Source organism: Nonomuraea basaltis (genome assembly GCF_005893125.1).
GTDB lineage: Bacteria > Actinomycetota > Actinomycetes > Streptosporangiales > Streptosporangiaceae > Nonomuraea > Nonomuraea basaltis.
The window spans coordinates 1-25,466 of sequence record NZ_VCJS01000044.1 but is presented as its reverse complement, the minus strand read 5'-3'; the positions used below and the strand labels follow the sequence as shown (position 1 = coordinate 25,466).

The window sequence follows — 25,466 nt, the reverse complement described above, 5'->3', positions numbered from 1 at the left end:
AGAAGCGCGAAACGATCAGCAGTGAGCCAGGATTTCAGGGCCATCTCAGTGGGTTTTTCTCCTGGCTGGGCGTAAAGTAGGGTCCCGCATCCTATGTAGCTAGGGGTTTCGGCATGCTGGTGGGATTTCGGGCCGCTAATGTGCTGTCGTTTTGCGGAGAATTGGAGCTGTCGCTCCTTGCCCCGGATGGGAGCGACCGCGCCGCACGCGCGGCCGGCGGCTTGCGTATCTCCTCAGTGGCCGCAGTCTTCGGGGCCAACGCCTCCGGTAAGACCAATGTCTTGGAAGCCATGCGCTGGATGCATCATGCGGTGCTGGACTCGGTAGCCGACTGGGCGCGGGTCGAAGGCGTACCCAGACGGCCTTTCGCGCTGGAGCGCGAAGCCGCGAACGAAGCCTCCCTGTTCGAGGTGGACGTCGTCCTCGGGCAGGACAGGTATGTCTACGGCTTCGAGGTGTCGGACGTGCGCGTGGAGACCGAATGGCTCCACGTCTATCCGGGTGGAAGCCGTCGTCGGCAGGTCTGGTTCGAGCGAGACGCCGAACGACCGGAGCACGGCCTGCCTGAATACCGCTTTCCCAGCGACTGGCTGAAGGGCGCGAAGCGGCCCTTGATCGACTACACCAGGCCCAACGCGCTGTTCCTCACGGCGGCGGGGTCGCTTCAGATGAAGCAGCTGGCGCCGTTGCATGACTGGTTCAAACACAATCTATGGTTTGTCAGGCCGGGGGACGACCTGCGACAGCGTGACGCGCGCATGCGATGGGCGCTCCTGCGCCCGGGATTCCGCGAGCGGGTCGAAGGTCTTCTGGCCGTGGCCGATCTCGGAGTCATCGGATTGAAGGTCCAGGACAGGGGCGAGGAGACACCAGAGGTCTCCCTCGTTCACCTCGGCAAGGACGGGCCCGTTCCGTTCGACATGCGCCAGCAGGAATCCTTCGGGACACTTGCCTGGTTCGCCTTCCTGGGGCCGCTTCTCGAAGCGCTCGACCATGGAGCGGTGTTGCTCGTCGACGAGCTGGACTCCAGCCTCCATCCGCTGCTGGTGGCGGAAGTCGTCCGCCTTTTCGAGGACCCCGTGGCGAATGCGCGCGGAGCGCAGCTCGTCTTCACCGGACACGACGTGACCCTGCTGAGCAAGGCGCACGTCGAACGCCCGCTGGACCGCGAGCAAGTGTGGATCACCGAAAAGCGGAAGACCGGCGAGTCCGAGCTCTATCCGCTGACCGCTGTGGGGGTCCGTGCGGACGAGAGTCTTGAACGCGGATATCTGCGCGGGCGGTACGGAGGCGTGCCCCGCCTTGGGCTCGGTGCCATGGCTTTGGAGGTCGAAAGGCATTCGGCCGGGGGCGGCGCGTGAGTCGCGTGCGGAGGAAAGGTCCGCCCACCGGGGGCGCCCGCGTGCCGCGCGTCGTGAGCGAAGGCCGCAAGCGCAAGGTCATCTACGCAGTGGTCGAAGGAGAGAGCACCGAACGCGACTATTTGGGCTACCTGGAGGATCGGTTCGGTGGCGACCCGCCCGCGTTCGAAATCCATGTCCTGTGGAGACGCAGAGGACTGAAGCCTCAAGAAGTGGTGGATTGGGCGCTGGACAAGCTCCGTGAGATAGATGATCCACGGCGGGAGCAGGTGTGGGTGCTCTTCGACAGGGACGATCACAGTCGGGTCGAGGAGTCCTATGCGCGGGCCGAGGCGGCGGGGGTGAACGTGGCCTTCTCACACCCCTGTTTCGAACTCTGGTTGCTGCTCCATTTCACGGCTGCGCTTGCGGGTGGGCAGAACTCGAAGAGCGTACAGGAGCCGTTGAGAGCGGCACACCGGGCCTTTCAGACCTTCGACAAGCGTCTCGACGCCGCCCATCAGGCGGCGCTGAACGGCAACGAGACTGAGGCCGCCGGCCGGGCGAGGGCGCTGATCAATAACTGCCCGAGCATGGTGTGCGCCGCGAAGCAAGGGCACGGGGCGGAGTGCAAGGTGCTCGATCGTGTTCCTTCGACGGACGTGTGGCGGCTCCTGGCGGAACTCGGCATCGTGCCCCGCTGACACGTCAGCGGTGGGGGCCGCAGCTGCCTCGGATGATCAGCTCTGTCGGCAGGATCACGCTGCGCGGTTTCCTGCTTCCGGCACGCAACACCAGCTCCGCCGCCCGATACCCCATGTCCCGTCCCGGCTGGGCGATCACGGTCAGCGGCGGGGAGCACAGTTCGGCCCATGGCACGTCGTCGTACATCACCAGCGACACGTCCCGCGGCACCCGTAGGTCCAGCTCCCTGGCCGCCAGCACGGCCGCCTCCCCGAGCACGTTCCCCCCGGCGACCACGGCCGACAGGTCCGGGCGGCTCTGGAACAGGCCCGAGGCGGCGGCGTAGGCCGAGTCGCGGCTGCCGGTGCCGGACACCACCAGCTCCTCGTCCACCGGCGACCCCACCGCCTCCCTGAAGGCCGCCACCCGCCGGTCGTGGCCGGGGCCGCCGAGGAAGGCGATGCGCTTGTGGCCCAGGCCCCTCAGATAGCGGACTGCCGTACGGATGCCCGCCCGGTCGTCGGCCACCACTGCCGGCACGTCCAGCGGGCGGGTCTGCTGGGTGGGGGAGAGGCCGTCCAGGAGCATGAGGTCGTCGACCGCGACCGTCCCCCGGTTCTCCTGGACCGCCTGGGCGGGAAGACGGTCGGCGAAGACCACCGTCATGCCCGCCCGGATCGCCGGCGTCCACGTGTCGGAGTCTCCCGTCGGCACCGCGATCACGCGGTCCACGCTCTGCTCCAGCAGCATGCCGATCAGCTCGGACTCCTGCTCCGGGTCGTCGCCCGTCGAGCCGAGCACGACCGGCTCGCCGGCCGAGCGGGCACAGGCGAGGACGCCCTCGGCCAGCTGCCCGTAGAAGGTGTCGGTCAGGTCGGGGACGAGCAATCCCATGCCGCCGGTGCGGCGCTGGCGCAGGTTGCGGCCGAGCGCGCTGGGGCGGTAGTCGAGCTGCGCGGCGACGGCCAGGACGCGTTCCCTGGTGTGCGGGCTGGCCGAGCCGCCGGACAGCACCCTGGACACGGTCGCGACGCCCACACCTGCCGCCGCGGCCACATCCTTGATGGTCGCCCGCTTCTCCATGGAAACGATTCCATCATGGTTTCAGCGGAACGGGAAGACTTGCGTGCCGACAACGGCTGGTCACACGGTAACCCTTGACACGGATGTCCGTTTCCGGTGAGATGCTTGAAAACGTATCCACGCGAGTGGGGCACGGAATCAACGTCCGGGCAATGGCCCTGGAGCGCGAAGGAATGTCATGGCATCCATCGTTCTGACGAACGTCGACAAGATCTACGCCGGTGGCGTTAAGGCCGTGGACGGGCTCAACCTTGAGATCAAGGATGGCGAGTTCATGGTGCTGGTCGGACCGTCCGGTTGCGGTAAGTCGACCGCGCTCCGGATGATCGCGGGCCTGGAGGACATCAGCGGGGGTGAGATCTCCATCGGCGACAAGGTCGTCAACCACCTGCCGCCCAAGGACCGCGACATCGCGATGGTCTTCCAGAACTACGCGCTCTACCCGCACATGACGGTCGAGGAGAACCTCGCCTTCGGCCTCAAGCTTCGCAAGATGCCCAAGGCGGAGATCCAGAAGCGCGTCAACGACGCCGCCAAGATGCTCGGCCTGGACACCTACCTCAAGCGCAAGCCGGCCGCCCTGTCTGGTGGTCAGCGCCAGCGTGTCGCCATGGGCCGCGCCATCGTGCGTGAGCCGCAGGCCTTCCTCATGGACGAGCCGCTGTCCAACCTGGACGCCAAGCTCCGCGTCTCCATGCGCGCCTCGCTCAACACGCTGCACGAGCGCCTCGGCGTCACCACCGTGTACGTCACCCACGACCAGGTCGAGGCCATGACCCTCGGCGACCGCGTCTGCGTCCTGCGCGACGGCCTGCTCCAGCAGGTCGACACCCCGCAGAACCTGTTCGACAAGCCGGTCAACCTGTTCGTGGCCGGGTTCATGGGCTCGCCTTCGATGAACTTCGTCACCGCCGAGCTCGTCCGCGACGGCGGCGCCGTCGTCTCCTTCGCCGACATCAAGCTGTCGATCCCCGAGTCGACCTTCTCCGACAAGCCGGGGCTCGACCAGTACATCGGCAAGAAGATCATCCTCGGCATCCGCCCGTCCGACTTCGAGGACGCCACCTCCGCGGGCACCCACGCCAACGGCTGGGCCACGCTGCCGGTCAAGGCGGAGGTCACCGAGGAGCTGGGCTCCGAGATCAACGTGCTGTTCCTGATCGACGCCCCGCCGGTCGAGCACAAGGACACCGTCGCCGCCGCCGACACGGGCGACGACGAGGAGGTCGCGCTGCCGCTCGTGGGCGACAAGTCCCTGTGGACCGCCCGCGTCAACGCCCGCAGCCACGTCCGCCCCGGTCAGAACATCGACCTGGTCCTCGACACGCACAACCTGCACTTCTTCGACCCGGCGTCCGGTCTGGCCATCGGCCACGAGGCCAACCGCTGAGCCTCCCGCTCTCCTGGTTCCCGGCCGTGAGCCCAGCTCACGGCCGCTCGGGCCCCCACCGCGACCCCCTCCCGCGGTGGGGGCCCGCTTTTTTTGCGCGGGTCATCGCGAGGGTACGGTCAGCGGCGGCCGAGCCTGCCCGACACGAGGCTCTGGAGATTGCGCGGCACCAGCCGGCCGATCGCCACGATGGCCTTGTAACGCAGGTCTGGAACCGACACCCGCTTGCCCAGCGCCAGGTCGCGCATCGCCTCCCGCACCACGTCGTCGGCCTTCAGCCAGAGGAAGCCGGGAATGCCGGCGGTGTCCATGGTGGCCCGCTGGTGGAACTCGGTGCGCACGAATCCCGGGCACAGCGCCATGATCTTGATGCGCGGGTTGCCGATCTCGGCCGCGGCGGACTCGCTGAAGTTGACCACCCACGCCTTGGACGCGCTGTAGGTGCCGCGCGTGAAGAACGCCGCCACGGACGCCACGTTGATCACCGCGCCGCGATCGCGCTCCCGCATCCCGGGCAGCGCGGCCAGCGTCAGCCGGAGCACGGCCTCGCAGTGCACCTTGAGCATGCGGACCTCGTCCGCGACCGGCACGTCAGGGAAGGGGTCCGGGTGGCCGAATCCGGCGTTGTTCACCAGCAGGTCGATCCCGTCTCTGATCCTGGACTCGACCTTGGCGATTCCCTCGTCGGTGGCGAGGTCGGCGGGCAGCACCTCGACGCTCACGCCGTACCTGAGCTTGAGCTGGTCGGCGGCCTCGGCGAGCCGGCTCTCGTCCCGCGACACCAGGACGAGCGAGTACGCCTCGGCGGCCAGGCGCCGGGCGAACGCGGCGCCGATGCCGACGGTGGCACCGGTGATCAATGCGGTTGGCATGCCTGAACCCTAACGCGCATGGCAGGATGAACGGCGTGCGCCTCGTCGTGGCTGTGCTCCTCTCCCTCATGACCGTCACCGCCTGCGCGGCCGAATCTCCGCCACCTCCCGGGTCGGCGACCCTCGGGCCCGAGACGACGACCGCCGCCCCGCCGCCGGCCACCTCGGCGGCGACGAGTCCGGCCGAGCGCGGCGAGCTGCGGTTCAAGAAGATCGCCGAGTTCGAGCAGCCGGTGGCGTTCGCCGTGCGCAAGGACGACGACCGGATCTACGTCGCCGAGCAGACCGGCCGGCTGCGCACCTCTGCGGGCGACACGGTGATCGACCTGTCGCGAGAGGTGAGCGGCGGCAACGAGCAGGGCCTGCTGGGGGTCGCGTTCCACCCGTCCGGCCGGTGGGTCTACCTCGACTGGACCGACGCCCAGGGCCGCACCCACGTCACCGAGTGGGCCTACGACGGCTCCAAGGCGACGGGCCGGCGCGACGTGCTCACCCAGGACCAGCCGTTCGCCAACCACAACGGCGGCCAGCTCGCCTTCGGCCCCGACGGTCACCTCTACATCGCGCTCGGCGACGGAGGCAGCGCGGGCGACCCCCAGGGCAACGGCCAGGACCTCGGCACGCTGCTCGGCAAGATCCTGCGCGTCGACCCGCGGGGCGGCCGGCCGTACAAGGTGCCGGACGACAACCCGTTCGTCGGGAAGGAGGGCGCGAAGCCGGAGATCTGGGCGTACGGGCTGCGTAACCCCTGGCGGTTCACCTTCGACCGCGACACCGGCGACCTGTGGATCGGCGACGTCGGGCAGAACGCGTGGGAGGAGGTCGACTACCAGCCCGCGGGCTCCGAGGGTGGCGAGAACTACGGGTGGAACCTGCGCGAGGGCGACGAGCCGTTCCGCGGCGGGAAGGGGCGCGAGCTGGTCGACCCGGTGATCGTCTATCCGCTGAACGATGGCGGCAACTGCTCGGTGATCGCCGGGTACGTCTACCGGGGCGAGAAGATCCCCTGGCTGCAGGGGCAGTTCATGTACGGGGACTACTGCGCCGGATGGATCAAGGCCGGTCCCGTCGACGAGCTGGAGAAGGCGGCCGAGGTCGGCAAGGTCGAGCAGCTCTCGTCGTTCGGCGAGGGGCATGACGGCGAGCTCTACGCGCTCAGCCTGCGCGGCCCGCTCTACCGCATCGAGCCCGCCTGAAACCGGCTCAGCCGGCCTGAAGCCGGATCGAGCCTGGCTCTGAGCGGCTGAGCCCGTCTGAGACCGGCTCAGCCCGCCGTGTCACCTCTGCCCGGCGGTGTCCGCCTGACCTGCTCGATCAGGTTCTCTACCCGGTCGTTCAGCCGCGCCCCCCGGGCCCAGCCCGCGTAGTGCGCGAGGAAGACGACCACCTCGCGCAGCTCGGTCTCGGTGAGGTCGCCGCCGCGCAGGGCCGCGTCGAGCTGCACGTCGGTCATGTCGTCGAGGCCCTGGCCGACGAGCAGCCCGAGGAGGAGCAGGCGGCGCTCCCTCACCGACAGGACCGTCCTCGACCAGATGTCGGCGAACTGGCGCTCCGCCGCCATGCCGAAGGAGTCGACGGTCTCTATTGCGGGTTCTGTCATCGCGCGCTCCGGGTGTCGGTAGGGGGCGAGCTTCGCCGTCCCTGCGGCGGTCCGCGAACGCGGCCCACCATAGGGATCCTCATATCTTTCGCTACTTCCTGAGTTCAACCAATGGGGGTTGCATGAACGTTGTACCGGAAGGGTGAGGCCCCAGGCGCACGCCACGGTTCGATCTGTAACAAGTAAAGCCAATGCACGGCCAAGATTTGGTCAAGATTTCTCACCGTGCATCGGGCTCATTCCGCCTGAAAGCGGGCACAACAACTCCGTTGGTCCGTAAAGCGGAGGTAAGCCCTGGTGAAAAGGACACGGGCTTTGATCGCGCTCATGGTCGCGGTCTTCGTGCTGTCGGCGTGCGGGCAGCCTGAGTTCACTTACGTTCGCGACCGGGCGGGCACCACGTACTTCAAGGTGCCGTCCTCGTTCACGCAGCTCAACGCGAGCGCCATCGAGACGTACCTGACCGGTGACCATCCCAACTCGCAGGCGGCGCTGCTGCGAGCCCAGCGGGTCTGGTCGACGGCCTTCGACCAGTCGGCGGATCCGTCCGTCGATCACCTGCTGAAATCGGCGGATCCCTTCCTCTACGCAACCGTGCACCAGCTCACCGAGGAGCAGCGGGACGGGGTCTCACTCAACCGGCTGCGCGACTTCATCCTGCCGGTCACCGAGCAGATGCGCGAGCTCTATCTGCAGCAGTCGGTGGCGACCGGGCAGCCGCCGATCTTCCAGAACTTCGCGCTCCTCAACGACGAGGTTCTGACCCTGGACGACGGCGCCAGGGGGGTCCGGGTCCGCTTCAACTACCAGATCGGCAACGACGTCCAGACGTTCGACCACACCGCCATCCTCGACGAGTCGGGCACCACGGTCTCCGTCATGCTCATCGCCTGCCAGTCGATCTGCTTCAGCAAGCGCGCCGCCGAGTTCGACAAGATCGCGAGTACCTTCAAGCTGCTCCGGCTGCCTGGATGAGGGAGCACCATTGACCACGACCGTTCACCATGAAGGGCTGCGTGCCCCCGGCAGCGGGCCCTCTGACCCCGACTCCGTGACCAGGAAGAAGATGCAGTTCTGGGATCGGAGCAAGTTCCTCATCGCCCTGGTGCTGGCCTACCTCATCCTCACGTGGAAGGTGATGGCCGACTTCCAGGGCGTCGCCACGTTCCCCGAGGCCGCGCAGAAGATCGCGTACGAGTATCAGTGGATCTTCTGGCTGCTCGGCGTGGAGGTCGTCCGCCAGCTGCATTTCCTCGTCAGCGAGCACTGGTCGGCCTACCACCGCTTCTGGAGCCAGAAGGTCTTCGGCGGCTTCGAGCGCTGGACGCATCGCCGCTTCGACGACTGGACGAGGTACCGCCTCTCGCGGGCGCTCAAGATCGCCTTTTTCGTCACGCTGATCGCGCTGGTGCTGGGCGCGGTGCTGGACGTCAGCCCGTTCGTGGCGCTGATGCAGGCGCCGGCGCTGATCTGGCAGGCGCTGCCGTTCCTGCTGCAGATCGTCTTCCTGTTCTTCGTGGTCATCATCCAGTTCGTGGGCCTGTTCTGGTTCCTGTCCAGGGGCGGCGTCGAGACGTACTTCCCCGACGACATCAAGACCCGCTTCCGCGACGTGTGGGGGCAGGACCACGTGGTCGAGCGCGTCCAGGAGAACATCGTCTTCCTGGAGCGGCCCGACGAGATCGAGACGCGCGGCGGGTACGTCCCCAGCGGCCTGCTGCTGTGGGGCCCGCCGGGCACCGGCAAGACCCTGATGGCCGAGGCGGTGGCCGGTGAGACCGGCAAGCCGTACGTGTTCGTGGATCCGGGCGCGTTCACGAACATGTTCATGGGCATCGGCATCCTGAAGGTGAAGTCGCTGTTCAGGAAGCTGCGCAAGCTGGCACTCCGGTACGGCGGCGTGATCGTCTTCTTCGACGAGGCCGACTCCCTCGGCAAGCGCGGCAGGCTCGCCCAGCAGGGCCCGCCCGGGCAGGGCGGCTTCTCCGGGCTGTCGGGCTTCGCCGGCTGCCACGGCCTCAACTACCTGTCCGACGAGACCCGCCAGGTGCTGGCCTTCCGCGCCAGGCGCGAGGAAGGGGAGGAGCCGGGCCGGCGCAACCGCTTCTTCATGGGCGGCGGCATGAACGGCAGCGGGGACCCCGGCACGCTGCAGGCGCTGCTCACCGAGCTGTCCGGGCTCAAGAAGCCGCGCGGGTTCTTCAACCGGCTCGTGCGGCGGCTGCTCGGGATGCGGCCCAAGCCGCCGCCCAAATACCGCATCCTCGTCATGATGGCCACGAACCGGCCGGACGCGCTGGACGAGGCGCTGCTGCGGCCCGGCCGCATCGACCGCATCTACAAGGTCGGCTACCCGTCCAAGGCCGGGCGGGTGCGCACGTACCAGGGCTACTTCGACAAGGTCGATCACGAGCTCACCCCGCAGCAGATCGACAAGCTGGCCACGATCACCCCGTACGCCACCGGCGCCACGATCAAGGACCTGGTCAACGAGTCGCTGATCACCGCCATCCGCGACGGGCGCGAGATCATCACCTGGTCGGACGTGCTGCGGGCCAAGCGGCTCAAGCAGCTCGGCCCGCCCGAGGACGTCGAGTACATCGAGCGCGAGCGGCACGCCGTGGCCGTCCACGAGGCCTGCCACGCCGTCGTGGCGTACGTGACCCGCTTCCACCTCGAGATCGACATCGCCACCATCGAGAAGGGCGCCGACTACCTGGGCATGGTCGCCTCGATCAAGCCCGAGGACCAGTTCACCCGGTGGAAGTCGGAGCACGAGGCCGACATCATGGTCTCGCTGGCGTCGCTGGCCGGGGAGCGGATGTTCTTCGGCGAGGACAACTCCTCCGGCGTGTCCGGCGACCTGTTCTCGGCGACGTACCTGACCGCGATGATGGAGTCGTACTGGGGCATGGGCTCCGGCGTGACCTCGCTGCCCGCGCTCCAGGAGCTGGAGATCATGGGCGGCAAGGCCATGCGCAAGCGGACCCCCGGCGGCGGCACCATCGGCATCACCGAGCGGGAGCCGGCCAAGCGCGATCCCGACCTGGCCCCCGACGTGCTGGGGGAGCGGATCGAGTTCAACCTGGTGCGGCTGCTGGAGAAGACCGAGCGGCTGCTGCAGGAGCACCGCAGGGAGGTGCTCTGCGTGGCGCACGCGCTGGAGACGCACAAGACGCTCAACGGCGACGACGTGGTGGCGATCATCCGGCGGGAGCCCGGTCCGCTCATCGACGGCACGATCTACGCCTCCGAGGAGCTCTACCAGGAGCTGGAGGAGTACCACCGGGACGCGGCCAGGGCGCACAAGGAGCACAGCCGCATCGAGCGCGAGCTGCCGGGCGTGGTGGAGGAGCCCGTCGAGCTGTCGCCGGCCGCCTTCAGCGGCACCGGCGCCCTCCAGATGGCGCCCCCGGCCGTTACCGTCCAGCCCCCGGCAGCCGCCGTCCAGCCCCCGGCCGTTACGATCCAGCCCGCGCCGGTGATCACGCCTGCCGGCGATCGGCCCGAGTTCGTGCCGTGGGCGCCCGACGCGGCGCCGCCCGCGCCCCAGCCCCCGCCCGCGCCGCCCGTGCAGGTGCCCGTCGTGGTGGAGTCGGCCACGGCGCCGCCGCCACCGCGGCGCCGGACCGTGGGCCGGGTCTGGCTGGTCGTCGCCAGCCTGCTCGGGCTCGTGGCGCTGTCCATCATCGCCGCGCTGGCGGTGACGGGCACCGGCGGCAGCGGTGCCAACACGGCGGCCTCCACCATGGTGGCCTCCCCGGGGCTGCTGCTCCTGCTGTTCGTGGTGGTCGTCGCGGTGATCGTGGGCGCCGGCCTGGCGCTGGTCGCGATCAAGGGGGTACGCGCGTCCCAGGCCAAGGCCGAACGCGAGCGCGACGAGGCCCACGCCCGGGCCCAGCTCCTGGCCGCCGCGATGGACCCGGACACGGCCATGCGGCTGCTCGGCTACGACGGCAACGGGCGCGACGGCCGTACGTGAGAGCGGGCACGGCCGGTGCGCTCAGCGGCGCCGGTCGTGCTCCTCGTGAACCCTGCGCAGCAGGGCCATCAGATGCGCACCCCGAGCCGTGCGATCGGCTCCACCAGCTCCTCCTCCTCGTAGGCGAAGTGCGACGACAGCACGGCCGCCAGCCGGTCCGCCCGCTGCCTGACCCGGTCGATCCTGGCCGGGCTCCGCAGCAGCTCCACGCACGCCTCGTCGAGGCGGGCGAGCAGCTCGGCGATGACCTCGTGCTCCTGCTCCAGCTTCTTGATCACCGGCGCGAGCGCGGAGTCGCGCTCCAGGAGGGCCGGGAGCACGCCCTCGTCCTCGATCGTGTGGTGCACGGTCAGCAGCCGGCAGAACGTCGCGCAGTACGTGCCGAGCGTCCAGTGGTTCTGCCGGGCGGCCAGCCGGTTGATCGCCGAGCGCAGTGCGGCCGCGTCCAGCCGGCCCGCCGCCACCTGCTCGACCGCGTCCTGGACCTGCCGCATCTCGTGCCGGTAGCCGTCGTGCACCTCGACCAGGTGGCGGCCGAGCCGCCGCTGCTCCGGCGTGAGCTCCGCCGGGTCGTGCTTGGGCGCGCGGGGCCGGCCCGCCTCGTCCAGGTCCGTGAGCGTGACCGGCCGCTCGGCCGGCTCCGGCGCGGGCCGCCCCCGCTCCCTGGCCACGGCCTCGCGTACGGCGGGCGCGACCTCCTGGGCGAACGTCCGCAGATCGTGCTCCGCCTCCAGCCCAGGCGCCAGCACGAATCCGGTCATGCCGACCTCGAACACCAGCTCCGTGAGCTGCTCGCCCCACAGCGCCGCGGGCCCGTCGAGAAATCCGGTGCCGGGCAGCGGTGAGAAGGTGCCCCCGATGTTGTAGATCTTGCGGATCTCCGCCGGGTCGCGCCCCGAGTCCGCGGCCGCCGCGTCGAGCACCTTGACCTGCGCCGCCACCGCCTCGGGCGGGCTGTAGAAGGACGAGGGAAGCCAGCCGTCGCCCATCCGCCCGGTCAGTTCCAGCATCCTGCGCTTGATCGCGCCGATCCAGATGCCGATCGGATGCGCGGGGAACGGCCCGGGCCGCGCCCCGCCGAGCCGGTAGTGGTTGCCCTCGAAAACCACGGGGTCGCCCGGCGTCCACAGCGCCCGCAGCACCGTGATGGCCTCGGCCAGCGCCTCGATGGACTCGGCGGGGGAGAGCCGGCGCCCGCCCATCGCCGCGATCGCGTCCCAGAACGCGCCCGCGCCCAGCCCCAGCTCCACGCGGCCGCCGCTGAGCAGGTCGAGCGAGGCGGCGGCCCTGGCCAGCACAGAGGGCGGCCGCAGCGGCAGGTTGACCACGTCGGGCACCAGCCGGATCCGCTCGGTGCGCCCGGCGACGGCCGACAGCAGCGTCCAGGTGTCCAGGAAGCCCGCCTGATAGGGATGGTCCTGGATGCCGATCAGGTCGAGGCCGAGCCGGTCCGCCAGCGTGACCTGGCGCAGCAGCCGGTCGCGGCCCTCGGCCTCGGGTGACAGGAACGCGCCGAACCACAGATCGTGCATGAGCAATCCCCCTGAGTGAAATGGTCGCACGGCGCCGTGAACCCTGAATCTCTGACCCGCGTCTTACGGGTTATGCATCGGGTCGTCTCGCTTGCCGTCTTCTGCCTCCTGCTCGCCGGATGCTCGGACGACAAGGAGTGCACGCTCATCGGCACCCCGGTCGGGGTGTCGGTGAACGTCAAGGGTCCGCTGGCGGGCCGGGCGGCGGCCGCCTCGATGGAGGTGTGCTGGGACGGCGCCTGCGAATCGGCCCGCGTCGAGCTGATGCCGACCCATCGGGCGGGCAAGGAGACCTGCTCGGGCGACACCTGCGCGGTGACGCCGGTGCCTGACGGCGGCAAGCACGGGTTCGGCGACGTGCCGGGGCTGCCCGACCGGCCCGTACGGGTGCGGCTGGAGCTGCTGGACGCCGCCGGTGCGTCCGTGTTCGAGCGCCTGCTCGAGGTCACGCCGCGGCTGCGCTACCCGAACGGGCCGGACTGCGGGGCGGGCGGCCCGAATGCCATGCTGACCGTCGAGGGCGACGGCGCGGTGCGCGAAGGGTAAACGCGGGACATGCGTTCGCCTTGGTAAAGGATGGCTGATTAACACGCCGTTCACATGTGGGCAAAAACGGGGAAACGGCTGTCCATAAGACTCGGCGTGGCTGAGAAGAACCCTGAAAGGATCGCAGTGAGCTACAAGGCTGAGTACATCTGGATCGACGGCACCGAGCCCACGGCTCTGCTGCGCTCGAAGACCAAGATCCTTTCCGACGGGGCCGAGCCTCCGGTCTGGGGCTTCGACGGCTCCAGCACCAACCAGGCAGAGGGTCACTCGTCGGACCGCGTGCTCCGCCCGGTGTTCACCTGCCCGGACCCGATCCGCGGCGGGGCCAACGTGCTGGTCCTGTGCGAGGTCGAGGAGATCAACGGCGACCCGCACGTCAGCAACACCCGCGCCCTGCTGCGCCCCATCGCCGAGCAGTATGCCGACCAGGAGTCCTGGTTCGGCATCGAGCAGGAGTACACCTTCTTCAAGGGCAGCCGCCCGCTCGGCTTCCCTGAGGGCGGCTTCCCCGCTCCGCAGGGCCCGTACTACTGCGGTGTCGGCGCCGACGCCATCTTCGGCCGCGAGATCGTCGAGCTCCACCTCGACCGTTGTCTCGCCGCCGGCCTGGCGATCTCCGGCATCAACGCCGAGGTCATGCCCGGCCAGTGGGAGTTCCAGGTCGGCCCGGCGAGTCCGCTCGACGTCTCCGACCACATGTGGGTGGCCCGCTGGCTGCTCTACCGCACGGCCGAGGAGTTCGGCGTGGAGGCCACGCTCGACGCCAAGCCCGCCCGCGGCGACTGGAACGGCGCCGGCGCGCACACCAACTTCTCCACCAAGGCCATGCGCGAGGGCTACGAGGCGATCATCACCGCCTGCGAGGCGCTCGGCGAGGGCGACAAGCCGATGGAGCACATCACCCAGTACGGCGTCGGCATCGAGAGCCGCCTGACCGGCGCCCACGAGACCGCCCCGTGGAACAAGTACAGCTACGGCGTGTCCGACCGCGGCGCCTCCGTGCGCATCCCGTGGCAGGTCGAGGTGGAGAAGAAGGGCTACATCGAGGACCGTCGCCCGAACGCCAACGTCGACCCGTACGTCGTCACCCGCCTGCTGGTGAACACCTGCTGCTCGGCGCTGGAGAAGGCCGGCCAGGTCTGACCGCTCTGACAAAAGGGGGCCCCGCGGGGCCCCCTTTTCGTCATGAGAGGCGGAAGTCCAGGTCTGGGACGATCTCCGCGACGTCCATCTGCGCCTTCTGCAGCCGGCCGGAGTGGTCCCAGTTCATCGCCTGCCAGCGGGTGAACTGGTCGAGCACCCACATGCCCGACTGGCGGCTGCCGTTGCCGGACTTGCCGTTGCCGCCGAACGGCAGGTGCGCCTCCGCCCCCGAGGTGGAGTTGTTGACGCTGACCATGCCGGCCGAGACGCCCTCGCGGAAGCGGAAGGCGTGCTTCGGGTCGGTGGTGTAGATCGAGCTCGACAGGCCGTAGCCGGGCAGGTTGGCCAGCTCGACGGCCTCGTCGAGGGTGCGGAACGTGGTCACGCCCACGATCGGGCCGAACGTCTCCTCCATGAACAGCCGGTCGCCGGGCTTGACGCCGTCCACGACGACGGGGTGGTAGTAGAGGCCACCATCGCCGTCGAAGTCACCGCGCGGGTTGTCTTTGGTGATTTTCCCGATATTTCCGGACACGACCTTGTGGTGGGGCTGGAGCCAGGTCAGGTACTCCTCATAACGGTCGGCGAACTTCTGGTCGAGCAGCGGGCCCGCCAGCACGTCCTGCGCGGGGTCGCCGATCCTGGCCTCCCGCACCGCCCGCGCGAACCGCTCGACGAACGCGTCGTGGACGCTCTCGTGCACGATGACCGTGCCGAGGCTGGTGCAGCGCTGGCCCGCGGTGCCGAAGCCGGCGAACAGCGCGCCCTCGACGGCCAGGTCCAGCTCGGAGTCCGGCATGATCACCATCGGGTTCTTGCCGCCCAGTTCCAGGCAGGCCGACTGCAGGTGCCGCCCGGTCAGCTCGCCGATCTTCCGGCCGACCTCGCTGGAGCCGGTGAAGCCGACCTTGTGCACGGTGCCCTCGTCGAGGGCGAGCTCCAGGCCGCGGAAGGTCTCGGCGCCGTCGGCGAAGACGATGTTGAGCACGCCGTCGGGCAGCCCCGCCGCCGTGAACAGCTGGAACATGGCGTGCGCGGAGGCGGCGGCGTACTCGGCGGGCTTCCAGACGACGGCGTTGCCGCACAGCAGGGCCGGGACCAGATACCACGACGGCACGGCGACCGGGAAGTTGCCCGCGGTGACGACCGCCGCCACGCCGACCGGGTTCCGGAACGTGAACAGGTTCTTGTCCGGCATCTCCGACGGCACCGTCTGCCCGTAGAGCCTGCGGCCCTCGCCGAGGAAGAAGTCGCACGTGTCCACGATCTCCCGCACCTCGCCACGGGACTCGGCGTACGGCTTGCCGATCTCCTCGGTGACCAGCCGGGCCAGCCGGTCGGTGTTGGCCTCGACCAGCCGCCCGATGGAGGCGATCACCCGGCCGCGCACGGGTGCGGGCACCCTGGCCCACTCGCGCTGGGCCTCCTTGGCGGCGCGGCAGGCGGCGGCGAACGCGCCGGCGTCGGCCAGGCCGACCTCGGCCACGACTTCGCTCGGCCGGGCCGGGTTGGTCGACTCGTATGTGGCTGTCGTGGCGGCCTCCTTGCCACCCACGACGGAAACGATTTGACGGCTCACCGCTGCCCTCCTCATAAGTTCTCCGGACAGACCATCATCCCTCAGGAAACGTTAGGGTGCGCCGCTCTCCAGGGCCAGTTTGCGCAGCTCCGGGCCGTACGCCGGGTCGGCGAGGGCCGCGGCGAACTGAGCCCTGAGGTAGTCGAGCGGGGAGCCCGTGTCCCACCAGGTGCCGTCGATGACCTGCCCGTAGACCGGGTGCCCGGCGGCGGCGTGGCGGTGCAGGGCCTCGGTGAGGTAGATCTCGCCCTGGGGGTGGTCGTACCACCTGCGCGTCGCGGCCTCCAGCTCCTCGACGACGCCGGGGGTGATGACGTACCCGCCGATCGCGGCGTACCTGGAGGGGGCCTCCCGTGGGGACGGCTTCTCCACCAGGCCGGAGATCCGCAGGCGGCCGCCGCCGAGGTCCTCCTCGACGACGGGCACGCCGTAGCGGGCGGCGTCCTTGATCGCCATCGGCATCAGGGCCAGGACGGGGGCCTGCGTGGCCTCGTACGCGGCCTTGAGCTGCTTGGCCCGCGGCACCTCGGCCACGAACACGTCGTCGGCCCACAGCACCATGAACGGCTCGTCGCCGATGACGCGGGCGGCGTTGAGCACGGGGGTGCCGTTGCCGTACGGGCCGTTCTGGTACAGGTACGTGATGTGGGCCAGGGACGACAGCTCCGCCACCGCGCCGGCCAGTTCGTCCTTGCCGGCGGCGCGCAGCTGCAGCTCCAGGTCGGCGTCCGGGGCGAAGTGCCGCTGGACGAGCTCCTTGCGGGCCGAGGTCACGATGGTGATCTCGTCGATGCCGGAGTCCACGAGCTCGCGGATGGTGTGCTCGATGACGGGCTTGTCGCCGATCGGCAGCATCTCCTTGGGCAGCGCCTTCGTCAGGGGCAGCAGCCGGGTGCCCAGGCCGGCCACCGGGATCACGGCTTTGTGGACCATGTGACTCTCCTTGATCGAGGTGGAGAGTGCCGACGTTACCTCAGGGGCGTCTCGGTGATCATGCCGGTGAGCACGTCACGGATCACGTGCCGCGCGTTGGCCGCGATCGCCGGGTTCGTGTGCAGGTAGTGGGGAGCTGGATGAGCGCCATGGACAGCGCCCGGCCGCGGCCCCTGGCCCAGGTTGCCGGTGCCGGGCACGCCGACCTCGTGGAGCAGTACCTCGCCGAGAACCTGGCCGAGCAGATCAGGCAGGGCGTGCTGCGGCCGGGCCAGGCGCTCCCGTCGCAGGCCCGCCTGGCGAGCGACCACGGCATCGGCCGGGACCGCGTCCGCAAGGTGATCGAGGCGCTGGGAGACATGGTCGAGACGGTGCCCGGCGCGGCACCTTCGTCAGGCCGGTTGCGTGAGGATGAGGTCGGCGACCCGGCGGGGCAGGCCGGGGGACAGGAACGTGTGACCCATGCCGGGGATCGTCCGCAGCCGCGCGTGCGGGATCTCCGCGGCCAGCGCCTCGCCGTGCGGCAGCGGCAGCAGTGGGTCCTCGGTGCCGTGCACGACCAGCGTCGGCGCCTTGATCGAGGACAGCGGGACGCGCCGGTCCTCGGTCATCAGCCGGCCGGCCGCGTCGTGGTTGAGCGCCGCGGCGGGATCACCGCTCCGGTCGTACGACGCCTCGACGAAGCGCTGTGCGGCATCCTCGTCGAACGGCAGGACGTCGCCGTTCAGCACCCGCCAGGTCTCCAGGTTTGCGGCGATGTGCTCCTCGCGGGTCGTCCGCGGCCCGGCCGCCGAGCGGGCGAGATGCTCCAGGAACCGCGGCGCGGGCGGCGGCAGGTCGCCGGGATCGGGCGCCTGCCCGGCCAGCGCCCGCGCCCACACGGGGCCTGCGGCGGCGCCCATCGGACTCGTCATGATCGCGGTCAGCGCCGTCACGCGCTCCGGGCGGTGCGCCGCCAGCCACTGGCCGATCGCGCCGCCGAGCGACGCGCCGGCGACGTGGGCGGCGGCGACGCCGTGGCCGTCGAGCACCGCGATCGCGTCGGCGGCCAGGTCGGCCAGCGTGTAGGGGTGCTTGGCGAAGTCCACGCAGGTGGACCGCCCGGTGTCGCGGTGGTCGTACCTGATGACCTGCCGCCCGCCGGCCACGAGCCTGTCCACCAGCTCGTCCGGCCAGCCGATGCCCGCCGTGGAGGTGCCCATGACGAGGAGCACCACGGGATCCGCGGGGTCACCGAATCGCTCGGTCCACAGTTGCAATTCTCCAGAGGGAACGAATTTCTCCTCGATCGCAGCCATGGCCGTCAATTTACCGAATTCAGGCGCGTTAGTAAAAAGTGCGTTATTTAGCTATTTATGGTATAATGTATTCACCATGAGCGGTTCTGGGCGGGCGAGTCCGCCGAGCCCGCGATGTCCCGCCGGGCGCTGACCGCCAGGCTTTCGGCCAGGTCAGCGAGCGCCCGCGCGGCCGCCAGCTCGTCCCCGATCTCCGGCACCGCCGGGTCCGACGGGTTGCGGCGAGCGCGCCCGGCCCCCGTCACCTCGATGCCGTCGTCCGTGGTCAACGCCGCTCGCGCCGAGGTGTCGTCGCCGTCCTCGGTCAGCTGAATTCGCACGGTCCATTCTTTGGCTTTCATGGCACACGGCTGCCCGCTCACGGCCCGGTGAAACTATGCGGGAACTCGTCCTGGGCCGGGGCCTGCTGCGCGGTCCGGGGTCGCTCGCCGACATGTTCCGGCTGATGGATAAACCGCGGGACTATGCGGTGAAGTCGGCGAAATCGAAGCCCGGTGACACGACGCAGCTCACCAGCACCGGCTCGGCGCCCGCCGGGCGGGCCGACTGCCAGACCCCACCCGGCACGACCGCCTGCGGCACGTGACCGTCCTCCACCTGCGGGCCGAGCGTCACCGTGGCGTCCCCGACGGTCAGGGTCAGGGGGCCGCCGCGGTGCCACAGCCACACCTCGTCCGACCTGACCATGTGCGGCACCGACTCCTCGCCCGGTTGCAGCAGGAAGTAGATGCCGGTGGCGCTGGCCCGCGGCCCCTCGTACCCGTCCGGCCGGAACGTCACCGCCGACCGCCAGGTCTCGCGGAACCAGCCGCCCTCCGGGTGCGGGAGAAGGTCGAGCGCCGCGGCGACGGGCGGTCGCTCGACGAACGCCACCGGGGCGCCCGCCACGTCCCTGCGCAGGAAGCGGGTGCCGTCGAGGACGAGCTGCCCGTCCAGCGGGCTGGCCAGGGCCGCGGCCTCGTCGGCGACTTGTACGGACGGGCCGTCGGGGTAGATCTTCAGCTCCACGTGGCCGAGTTTAGGTGGAAATTTCAGGACAAGGTTGGTCGCCCCCCGAGGGCATCCAGCGCCTCCGCTGCTCGTCTGTCCGGGACGGAGGTGACCGTCGGCAGATCGGTTCCCGGGCTCGCCGCGAAATGTCGGCCGGAGTGGCTAGTCTGCGGCAGGTGATCGAACGGTGGAGCCGTGATCAGGTGCTCGCCCTCGCCCCCGACGCCTCCTCGCAGAAGGCGGCCCAGGGGGTGGCGGTGCCCGGCAAATGGTCCTTACGCGGCACGACGGGCATGGTCCTGTACGGCGCGTGCAAGGGCAGCGGGGCCAACCCCTACCTGGCCTGCGTCGACCTGACCGAGCCCGCTTACCGGTGCAGTTGCCCGAGCCGGAAGTTCCCCTGCAAGCACGCGCTCGGGCTGCTGCTCATGTGGTCCGCCGACGGGGTGCCCGAGGTGGAGGCGGCCCCGCAGTGGGTGACGGAGTGGCTGGAAACGAGGGCCGAACGCGCCGCCAAGGCCGCGGCCCGCCTCGAGGCCGACCGTGCCGAAGGGGCCGCCAAGGGCGCTGCCACCGAGCAGGGCGACGCCGGGCGAAGTGGCGTCGGGGTTTCGGCGCGTTCGGGCGGCAAGCGGGGCGCCGTCGCCGGCGCGGAGTCCGTCCGCCATGCGCGCGTCGCATCCGGGCTGGCGGAGCTGGAGCGCTGGCTGGCCGACCAGGTGCGCCAGGGCCTGGCAGGGGTCGCCGAGCATGAATGGGACGGCCTGGCCAAGCGGCTCATCGACGCCCAGGCCCCCGGGGTCGCGGGCATCGTCTCCCGCCTGGCGCAGGTGCGTGCGGAGGAAAACTGGCCGGGGCGGCTGCTGGAGGAATACGCCCTGATCAACTTGCTCGCCGTCGCCTACCGGCGGCGAGCCGACCTGCCCGGCCCGCTGGCCCGGACGGTCCTGATCCGCGCCGGCTTCCCCGTCACCAGGGAAGAGGTGCTGGCCAGGCCCGCGGTCCGCGACCTGTGGGACGTGCTGGGCAGGCGCGACGAGCAGCATGACCGGCTGACGGCCCGCCGCGTCTGGCTCCGCGGCCGCCGCACCGGACGACCGGCGCTGATCCTCTCCTTCGCCCCGCAGGGCCAGCCCTTGGACGCCTCCCTGGTCACGGGCACCGTCATCGACGCCGACGTGACCTTCTACCCGGGTGCCGCCCCTCTGCGCGCCCTGGTCGCCACCCGCCACGGCACCATCCCCGCATCCGACCTCGTCTCCAGCCACGGCACGATCCCTGAGCCGGGGCCTGCCGGCCGGCCCGCTGCTCCGCATCCGGCCGTGCCGCCGGGTGTGTCGCCAGAGGAGGCGCTCGACGAGGTGGCCCGGGCGCTGGCCGAGGATCCGTGGACGGAGTCCTGGCCGCTCGTGCTGGAAGCGGTGGTGCCCGAGCGGGCCTCGATCGGCGGCCTTCCCCTGCACCCCAGGTCCCGCGATCCCTGGCGGCTGATCGCCGTCTCGGGAGGGCACCCGCTGACGGTTGCCGCCGAATGGACGCCGCAGGGCCTGCGCCCCCTGACCACCTGGGACGAAGACGGAACGGCGGTGATCCTTTGAGCACCTGGGAGGAGCTGGCGTCGGCGGCGCTCGTGGGCACCGAGCGCAGGCCGTACCAAGGCGCGCTGCTCGAGGACGCGGCGGTCGAGGTGGCGAGGCGGCGGGCCGGGCGGCGGCCGATCGAGGTCGCCCGGCCGGAGCCCGCGCCCGAGGAGGAGCGTTCCGCCGTCGCCCGGCGCGCGGCCGAGCGCCTGGTGAGGATCATGGGCGGTGAGCACGAGAGGTTGCTGCCCGAATGGCTGGCCGCGGCGGCGGAGACCGGCCGCAGGGTGCCCCCGTACGTGCTGCCCGAGCTGCTCGAACGCGGCCGCCGCGACCGCTCGATCCGGGTCCACCTGGGCGTGCTGGCCGGGCAGCGCGGCAGGTGGCTGGCCGCGCAGAACCCCGCGTGGGCCTACCTGCTGGAGGAGCCGACGGGTGAGACGTGGGAGCTGGGCGGCGCGGCCGACCGGCTGGCGCACCTGCGCGCCCTCAGGGCGGCCGACCCCGCCCAGGCCCGGGAGCTGCTGGAGAGCACGTGGGAGCGCGAGACGCCCGACGATCGGGCCGAGTTCGTCGAGGCGCTGGCCGACGGGCTGAGCATGGACGACGAGCCGTTCCTGGAGGAGGCGCTGGACGACCGCCGCAGAGAGGTGCGCCAGGCCGCCGCCAACCTCCTCACCCGCCTCCCCGGCTCGCGCCTGTCCCGGCGCATGGCCGAGCGCGTGAGGGCCTGCCTGACCATCGCCGGGAACGTCATCGCCATCGAAGCCCCCCACGAGTGCGACAAGGCGATGGAACGCGACGGCGTCCGCCCCAAACCGCCCAGAGGCCTGGGCGAGCGCGCCTGGTGGCTCCAGCAGATCATCGCCCGCGCCCCGCTCGCGGTCTGGGGTCACTCGCCTGGCCGGCTGCTCCAGATGAGGATCCACGACTGGGACGCCGACGTGAAGACCGCCTGGGTCCGCGCCGCCGTACTGCAGAAGGACCCGGAGTGGGCGCGCGCGATGTTCGGCTGGGACCCGATCGCCGACCTCCTGGAGTCGCTCCCGCCCGACGAGCAGCAGGAGCTCGCCGCCGACTTCGTCCGCGAACACGACCTGGACAGCCAGCTGATCATGGTGCTGGGCGGCGTGTCGTCCCACTGGCGCGAGGGACTCGCCACGGCCGTGCTCCGAAAGATCGTGAAGGTGGCCACCACGCAGCCGTGGAACCTCGGCGAGCTGGTCAAGCTGGCCGGCGAGCACATCGACCCGGCCCTGTTCCCGCTGGCCGAGAGCTACTCGCCGGTCGAGTCCATTCAGCAGGTCGCCGCCCTGCTGCGGTTCCGCGCCGACATGTACAGGGAGCTATCACCGGAAATGACATCCCGCACCTCGGTCATGAGACCGACGAAGGAGACCCCGTGACCGTTCTGCGCCCGCACGCGGAAGACCAGTACGCCGAGGAGCTGGCGCTCCTGGCCAAGGACGACGACCGGCGCAGGCCGCCGGGCTGGAAGCTCTCGCCATGGGCCGTCACCACGTACATCCTGGGCGACGGCGACCGGGTCACCCCCAAATACGTGGGCGCGCGGCGCATCGTCGAGGTCGCCGTCGCCACGCTGGCGACCGACCGCGCGCTGCTGCTGCTCGGCGTGCCCGGCACCGCCAAGACGTGGCTGTCGGAGCACCTGGCCGCCGCCGTCAGCGGCGACTCGACGCTGCTCGTGCAGGGCACGGCCGGCACGGCCGAGGAGGCCATCCGGTACGGCTGGAACTACGCCAGGCTGCTGGCCGAGGGCCCGTCGATCGAGGCGCTGACCCCGTCGCCCGTGATGCGCGCGATGGCCGAGGGCCGCATCGCCCGCGTCGAGGAGCTGACCCGCATGCCGTCCGACGTGCAGGACGCCCTGATCACCGTCCTGTCGGAGAAGACGCTGCCGATCCCCGAGCTCAACCGCGAGGTGCAGGCCGAGCGGGGCTTCAACGTCATCGCCACGGCCAACGACCGCGACCGGGGCGTCAACGAGCTGTCCAGCGCGCTGCGCCGCCGCTTCAACACGGTCGTGCTGCCGGTGCCGGCCACCGCCCAGGAGGAGGTGGACATCGTCGCGCGCCGCGTCACCCAGCTCGGCCGGGCGCTGGAGCTGCCCGAGACGACGACGGGGCTAGCGGAGATCCGGCGCGTGGTGACGGTGTTCCGGGAGCTGCGCGCGGGCGTCACCGAGGACGGGCGCACCAAGGTCAAGTCGCCGAGCGGCACGCTCTCGACGGCCGAGGCGATCTCGGTGCTCACCAACGGCATCGCGCTGGCCGCCCACTTCGGCGACGGCGTGCTGCGCCCGGCCGACGTGGCCGCCGGGATCGTGGGGGCGGTGGTGCAGGAGCCGGTGTCGGACCGGGTGGTGTGGCGGGAATACCTGGAGACCGTGGTCCGGGAGCGTTCGGACTGGCGGGACTTCTACCGCGCGTGCCGCGAGGTCACATGAGCGAGCGAACAAACAGAGACAGCGTGTACGTCCTGGGGGTGCGGCATCACGGGCCGGGGTCGGCGCGGGCCGTGCGGGCGGAGCTGGAGCGCCTGCGCCCCGACGCGATCCTCATCGAGGGCCCGCCAGAGGCCGACCCGCTCATCCCGCTGGCCCCTGACCTCGAACCGCCGGTCGCGCTGCTCGCCCACGTGCCCGGGGCGCCCGCCCGCGCCGCCTTCTGGCCGTTCGCCGCGTTCTCGCCCGAGTGGCAGGCCATCCTGTACGGCACGTCCGCCGGCATCCCGGTGCGCTTCTGCGACCTGCCTGCGGCCCATTCACTTGCCGACGACCGCGATGACGAAACACCGGACCTGCGGGCCGACCCCATCGGCTCGCTCGCCGCGGCCGCCGGATACGACGACCCGGAACGCTGGTGGGAGGACGTGGTCGAGCACCGCGGCGACACGCCTTTCGAGGTGATCGCCGAGGCCATGGCCGCCGTGCGCGAGGGCTACGAGCCGGACGAGCGGGAGGCCAGGCGCGAGGCGTACATGCGCAAGACCCTCCGCGCGGCCCTCAGGCAGGGCCACGGACGGATTGTGGTGATCTGCGGCGCCTGGCACGTGCCCGCGCTGGCCGGGCCGCTGCCCCCCGCCACGGCCGACAACGCGATCCTGCGCGGCCTGCCCAAGGTGAAGGCCGAGCTGACGTGGGTGCCGTGGACGTACGGGCGGCTGGCCTCCCGGAGCGGCTACGGCGCGGGGATCACCTCGCCGGGCTGGTACCACCACCTGTTCAGCGCCCCCGACCGGCCCGTGGAGCGGTGGCTCGCCGAGGCGGCCGCCGTGCTGCGTGACGAGGGCCTGGCGGTGTCGTCGGCGCACGTCATCGAGTCCGTACGCCTCGCGGACAGCCTGGCCGCGCTGCGCGGCCGCCCCCTGGCCGGGCTCGGCGAGGTCACCGAGGCGGCCAGGGCCGTGCTGTGCGAGGGCGACGACCTGGCCGTGGAGCTGGTCCAGCGGCGCATGGTCGTCGGCGACCGGCTCGGCCACGTCACGGACGGCACGCCGATGGTGCCGCTCCAGCGCGACCTGCGCGACCAGCAGCGGAAACTGAAGCTCAAGCCGGAGGCGCTCGACCGCGAGATCGACCTCGACCTGCGCAAGCCGCTCGACCTCGACCGCAGCCACCTGCTGCACCGGCTGCGGCTGCTCGAGGTCGGCTGGGGCACGCCGGGGCAGGCGCGCGGCAAGGGCACGTTCAGGGAGACGTGGACGCTGCAGTGGCGGCCAGAGCACGATCTGGCGCTCATCGAGCACGCCGCTCTGGGCACCACCGTGGCCGCCGCCGCCGCGCAGCGCGCCAGGGATCTGGCGGGGACCGAGGCGGCGGCGCTGGCGGATCTGACGTCGCTGGTCGAGCAGTGTCTGCTGGCCGAGCTGCCGCAGGCGCTGCCCGAGGTGCTGGCGGCGCTGTCGGCCAAGGCGGCGCTGGACACCGACGTCACGCACCTGATGGCGGCGCTGCCCGCGATGGTCCGCGCCCACCGGTACGGCGACGTCCGCGGCACCCCGGCCGAGGGCCTGGCGGCGATCGTGGAGTCGATGCTGGACCGCATCTGCGTCGGGCTGCCGGTGGCGGTGACGGGGCTGGACGACGACGCGGCGGCCGGCGTGCTCAAGCACGTGGACGCGGTGCACGCGGCCGTCGCCCTGCTCACCGAATCCCCGCCCGGCGCCACAGGCGGAGAGCCCGCCGAAGGCGGCGGTCCGGCGCCGCGGGCGCGGTGGCTGGGCACCCTCAGGGGCATCAGCGACCGGCCGGACCTGCACGGCCTCATCGAGGGCCGGCTGACCAGGATCCTGCTGGACTCCGGCGAGCTCGCCGACGCGGGCGACCGCATGTCCAGGGCGATGTCCCGCGGCCAGACCCCGGCCAGGGCGGCGGCCTGGGTGGAGGGGTTCCTGGCCGGGGGCGGGCTGCTGCTGGTGCACGACCCGCGCCTGCTCAACCTGGTGGACGGCTGGCTCACCGGGCTGTCCGGCGACCAGTTCACCGACGTGCTGCCGCTGCTGCGCCGCACGTTCGGGAGCTTCGCCGCACCGGAGCGCAGGGCCGTCGGCGAGCGCCTGCGGTCGGCGGGACGCGCGGAGGGGGAGCGGGACGTGGACGAGCGGCGCGCGGCGGCGGCCGCCGCGACCGTGCTGGCGATCATCGGGAGGACTGAACGGTGACCGAGGCCGATGAGCGCATGCGCAGGTGGCGGCTGGTGCTGGGCGGCGGCGACGCCGACGGCACCGGGTGCGGCCTGCAGGGCGCCGACGTGCAGATGGACGCGGCCCTGGCCGCCGTCTACGACCTGTCTCCTATACACATCTCCGAGCCCACGAGACCCTAAGACAACTCGTATGCCGTCTTCTGCTTGAAAAAAAAAATAAGAAGAGCTCCGAAACCATGAGACC

At 70.8% G+C, this 25,466-nt stretch carries 22 protein-coding genes and 1 pseudogene; 14 read left to right on the top strand and 9 right to left on the bottom strand.

Features of this window, described 5'->3' with window-relative positions:
- Positions 1 to 113 precede the first annotated feature (113 nt).
- Entirely contained in the window at positions 114 to 1,361 is a 1,248-nt protein-coding gene (locus EJK15_RS21845; protein ID WP_138712313.1) for an AAA family ATPase, read from the top strand.
- Positions 1,362 to 1,402: 41 nt separating this feature from the next.
- Positions 1,403 to 2,044: an RloB family protein gene (locus EJK15_RS21840; RefSeq protein WP_171074455.1), complete on the top strand. Its 642-nt coding sequence runs from the start codon at positions 1,403 to 1,405 to the stop codon at positions 2,042 to 2,044.
- A 4-nt stretch (positions 2,045 to 2,048) separates the two neighbouring features.
- On the opposite strand, the gene EJK15_RS21835 is transcribed toward EJK15_RS21840, so the two are convergent.
- Positions 2,049 to 3,107: a LacI family DNA-binding transcriptional regulator gene (locus EJK15_RS21835; protein ID WP_138712311.1), complete on the bottom strand. Its 1,059-nt coding sequence runs from the start codon at positions 3,105 to 3,107 to the stop codon at positions 2,049 to 2,051.
- Between the two features lie 178 nt (positions 3,108 to 3,285).
- Between EJK15_RS21835 and EJK15_RS21830 the strand changes: the two genes are divergently transcribed.
- Positions 3,286 to 4,497 carry an ABC transporter ATP-binding protein gene (locus EJK15_RS21830; RefSeq protein WP_138712310.1) on the top strand — a complete coding sequence of 404 codons (1,212 nt, stop codon included), beginning with the start codon at positions 3,286 to 3,288 and terminating at the stop codon, positions 4,495 to 4,497.
- A 119-nt stretch (positions 4,498 to 4,616) separates the two neighbouring features.
- Here the strand turns inward: EJK15_RS21830 and EJK15_RS21825 are convergent, their stop codons facing one another.
- Entirely contained in the window at positions 4,617 to 5,369 is a 753-nt protein-coding gene (locus tag EJK15_RS21825) for an SDR family NAD(P)-dependent oxidoreductase (RefSeq protein WP_138712309.1), read from the bottom strand.
- A gap of 26 nt (positions 5,370 to 5,395) precedes the next feature.
- Between EJK15_RS21825 and EJK15_RS21820 the strand changes: the two genes are divergently transcribed.
- On the top strand, positions 5,396 to 6,565 hold the full coding sequence (locus tag EJK15_RS21820) for a PQQ-dependent sugar dehydrogenase (protein WP_420847081.1): 1,170 nt from the start codon (positions 5,396 to 5,398) through the stop codon (positions 6,563 to 6,565).
- 68 nt (positions 6,566 to 6,633) lie between these two features.
- Here the strand turns inward: EJK15_RS21820 and EJK15_RS21815 are convergent, their stop codons facing one another.
- Complete coding sequence (locus EJK15_RS21815; protein ID WP_138712308.1) at positions 6,634 to 6,969, bottom strand: carboxymuconolactone decarboxylase family protein; 336 nt, start codon at positions 6,967 to 6,969, stop codon at positions 6,634 to 6,636.
- Positions 6,970 to 7,266: 297 nt separating this feature from the next.
- On the opposite strand from EJK15_RS21815, the gene EJK15_RS21810 reads away from it, so the two are divergent.
- Together EJK15_RS21810 and EJK15_RS21805 are read left to right on the top strand one after the other, a co-directional pair.
- Positions 7,267 to 7,944, top strand: a complete 678-nt coding sequence (locus EJK15_RS21810) for an LptM family lipoprotein (RefSeq protein ID WP_138712307.1) — start codon at positions 7,267 to 7,269, stop codon at positions 7,942 to 7,944.
- A 10-nt stretch (positions 7,945 to 7,954) separates the two neighbouring features.
- Positions 7,955 to 10,951, top strand: a complete 2,997-nt coding sequence (locus tag EJK15_RS21805) for an AAA family ATPase (RefSeq protein ID WP_138712306.1) — start codon at positions 7,955 to 7,957, stop codon at positions 10,949 to 10,951.
- Positions 10,952 to 11,019: 68 nt separating this feature from the next.
- Here the strand turns inward: EJK15_RS21805 and EJK15_RS21800 are convergent, their stop codons facing one another.
- Positions 11,020 to 12,483, bottom strand: a complete 1,464-nt coding sequence (locus tag EJK15_RS21800) for an LLM class flavin-dependent oxidoreductase (protein ID WP_138712305.1) — start codon at positions 12,481 to 12,483, stop codon at positions 11,020 to 11,022.
- Positions 12,484 to 12,555: 72 nt separating this feature from the next.
- On the opposite strand from EJK15_RS21800, the gene EJK15_RS21795 reads away from it, so the two are divergent.
- The gene (locus EJK15_RS21795; RefSeq protein ID WP_138712304.1) at positions 12,556 to 13,029 is read left to right on the top strand and encodes a hypothetical protein; all 474 of its coding nucleotides are present in this window, start codon (positions 12,556 to 12,558) and stop codon (positions 13,027 to 13,029) included.
- Between the two features lie 126 nt (positions 13,030 to 13,155).
- Positions 13,156 to 14,175 (top strand): glutamine synthetase, encoded by a 1,020-nt coding sequence (gene glnII, locus EJK15_RS21790; RefSeq protein WP_138712303.1) that lies wholly within the window; start codon positions 13,156 to 13,158, stop codon positions 14,173 to 14,175.
- Between the two features lie 40 nt (positions 14,176 to 14,215).
- Here glnII and EJK15_RS21785 read toward each other — a convergent pair whose 3' ends face one another.
- Together EJK15_RS21785 and EJK15_RS21780 are read right to left on the bottom strand one after the other, a co-directional pair.
- Entirely contained in the window at positions 14,216 to 15,754 is a 1,539-nt protein-coding gene (locus EJK15_RS21785) for an aldehyde dehydrogenase family protein (protein WP_138712302.1), read from the bottom strand.
- Positions 15,755 to 15,805: 51 nt separating this feature from the next.
- Positions 15,806 to 16,687 (bottom strand): UTP--glucose-1-phosphate uridylyltransferase, encoded by an 882-nt coding sequence (locus tag EJK15_RS21780; RefSeq protein WP_138712301.1) that lies wholly within the window; start codon positions 16,685 to 16,687, stop codon positions 15,806 to 15,808.
- Between the two features lie 140 nt (positions 16,688 to 16,827).
- Here EJK15_RS21780 and EJK15_RS77655 point away from each other — a divergent pair.
- Positions 16,828 to 16,980 (top strand): annotated as a pseudogene (locus EJK15_RS77655) (hypothetical protein); the annotation flags it as partial.
- A gap of 99 nt (positions 16,981 to 17,079) precedes the next feature.
- Here EJK15_RS77655 and EJK15_RS21770 read toward each other — a convergent pair.
- The 3 genes from EJK15_RS21770 to EJK15_RS21760 form a co-directional block, all read right to left on the bottom strand.
- Positions 17,080 to 17,985, bottom strand: a complete 906-nt coding sequence (locus tag EJK15_RS21770; RefSeq protein WP_138712300.1) for an alpha/beta fold hydrolase — start codon at positions 17,983 to 17,985, stop codon at positions 17,080 to 17,082.
- Between the two features lie 71 nt (positions 17,986 to 18,056).
- Entirely contained in the window at positions 18,057 to 18,305 is a 249-nt protein-coding gene (locus tag EJK15_RS21765) for a dsRBD fold-containing protein (RefSeq protein WP_338089881.1), read from the bottom strand.
- A 142-nt stretch (positions 18,306 to 18,447) separates the two neighbouring features.
- Complete coding sequence (locus tag EJK15_RS21760; protein WP_240777124.1) at positions 18,448 to 18,993, bottom strand: cupin domain-containing protein; 546 nt, start codon at positions 18,991 to 18,993, stop codon at positions 18,448 to 18,450.
- Positions 18,994 to 19,151: 158 nt separating this feature from the next.
- Here EJK15_RS21760 and EJK15_RS21755 point away from each other — a divergent pair, with 158 nt between their 5' ends.
- From EJK15_RS21755 to EJK15_RS70760, 5 genes are read left to right on the top strand one after another with little or no spacing between them, the layout of a single operon-like run.
- Positions 19,152 to 20,573, top strand: coding sequence for an SWIM zinc finger family protein (locus EJK15_RS21755; RefSeq protein WP_240777123.1), 1,422 nt, complete (start codon positions 19,152 to 19,154; stop codon positions 20,571 to 20,573).
- Positions 20,570 to 21,961, top strand: a complete 1,392-nt coding sequence (locus EJK15_RS21750) for a DUF5691 domain-containing protein (RefSeq protein ID WP_240777122.1) — start codon at positions 20,570 to 20,572, stop codon at positions 21,959 to 21,961. Before EJK15_RS21755 ends, EJK15_RS21750 begins: the two co-directional genes overlap by 4 nt.
- Positions 21,958 to 23,022 (top strand): ATP-binding protein, encoded by a 1,065-nt coding sequence (locus EJK15_RS21745; RefSeq protein WP_138712298.1) that lies wholly within the window; start codon positions 21,958 to 21,960, stop codon positions 23,020 to 23,022. Before EJK15_RS21750 ends, EJK15_RS21745 begins: the two co-directional genes overlap by 4 nt.
- Positions 23,019 to 25,238 carry a DUF5682 family protein gene (locus EJK15_RS21740; RefSeq protein ID WP_138712297.1) on the top strand — a complete coding sequence of 740 codons (2,220 nt, stop codon included), beginning with the start codon at positions 23,019 to 23,021 and terminating at the stop codon, positions 25,236 to 25,238. The genes EJK15_RS21745 and EJK15_RS21740 overlap by 4 nt, the downstream gene beginning before the upstream one ends.
- Entirely contained in the window at positions 25,235 to 25,402 is a 168-nt protein-coding gene (locus EJK15_RS70760; RefSeq protein ID WP_171074452.1) for a hypothetical protein, read from the top strand. The genes EJK15_RS21740 and EJK15_RS70760 overlap by 4 nt, the downstream gene beginning before the upstream one ends.
- Positions 25,403 to 25,466: the final 64 nt, after the last annotated feature.

Excerpts from the sequence above, each read along its gene's own strand:
- EJK15_RS21780 (WP_138712301.1), bottom strand. The coding sequence starts at position 16,687 with ATGGTCCACAAAGCCGTGATCCCGGTGGCCGGCCTGGGCACCCGGCTG.
- EJK15_RS21770 (WP_138712300.1), bottom strand. The coding sequence starts at position 17,985 with ATGGCTGCGATCGAGGAGAAATTCGTTCCCTCTGGAGAATTGCAACTG.
- EJK15_RS21845 (WP_138712313.1), top strand. The coding sequence starts at position 114 with ATGCTGGTGGGATTTCGGGCCGCTAATGTGCTGTCGTTTTGCGGAGAA.
- EJK15_RS21815 (WP_138712308.1), bottom strand. The coding sequence starts at position 6,969 with ATGACAGAACCCGCAATAGAGACCGTCGACTCCTTCGGCATGGCGGCG.
- EJK15_RS21835 (WP_138712311.1), bottom strand. The coding sequence starts at position 3,107 with ATGGAGAAGCGGGCGACCATCAAGGATGTGGCCGCGGCGGCAGGTGTG.
- EJK15_RS21740 (WP_138712297.1), top strand. The coding sequence starts at position 23,019 with ATGAGCGAGCGAACAAACAGAGACAGCGTGTACGTCCTGGGGGTGCGG.
- EJK15_RS21820 (WP_420847081.1), top strand. The coding sequence starts at position 5,396 with ATGAACGGCGTGCGCCTCGTCGTGGCTGTGCTCCTCTCCCTCATGACC.
- EJK15_RS21830 (WP_138712310.1), top strand. The coding sequence starts at position 3,286 with ATGGCATCCATCGTTCTGACGAACGTCGACAAGATCTACGCCGGTGGC.
- EJK15_RS21825 (WP_138712309.1), bottom strand. The coding sequence starts at position 5,369 with ATGCCAACCGCATTGATCACCGGTGCCACCGTCGGCATCGGCGCCGCG.
- EJK15_RS21800 (WP_138712305.1), bottom strand. The coding sequence starts at position 12,483 with ATGCACGATCTGTGGTTCGGCGCGTTCCTGTCACCCGAGGCCGAGGGC.
- EJK15_RS21795 (WP_138712304.1), top strand. The coding sequence starts at position 12,556 with ATGCATCGGGTCGTCTCGCTTGCCGTCTTCTGCCTCCTGCTCGCCGGA.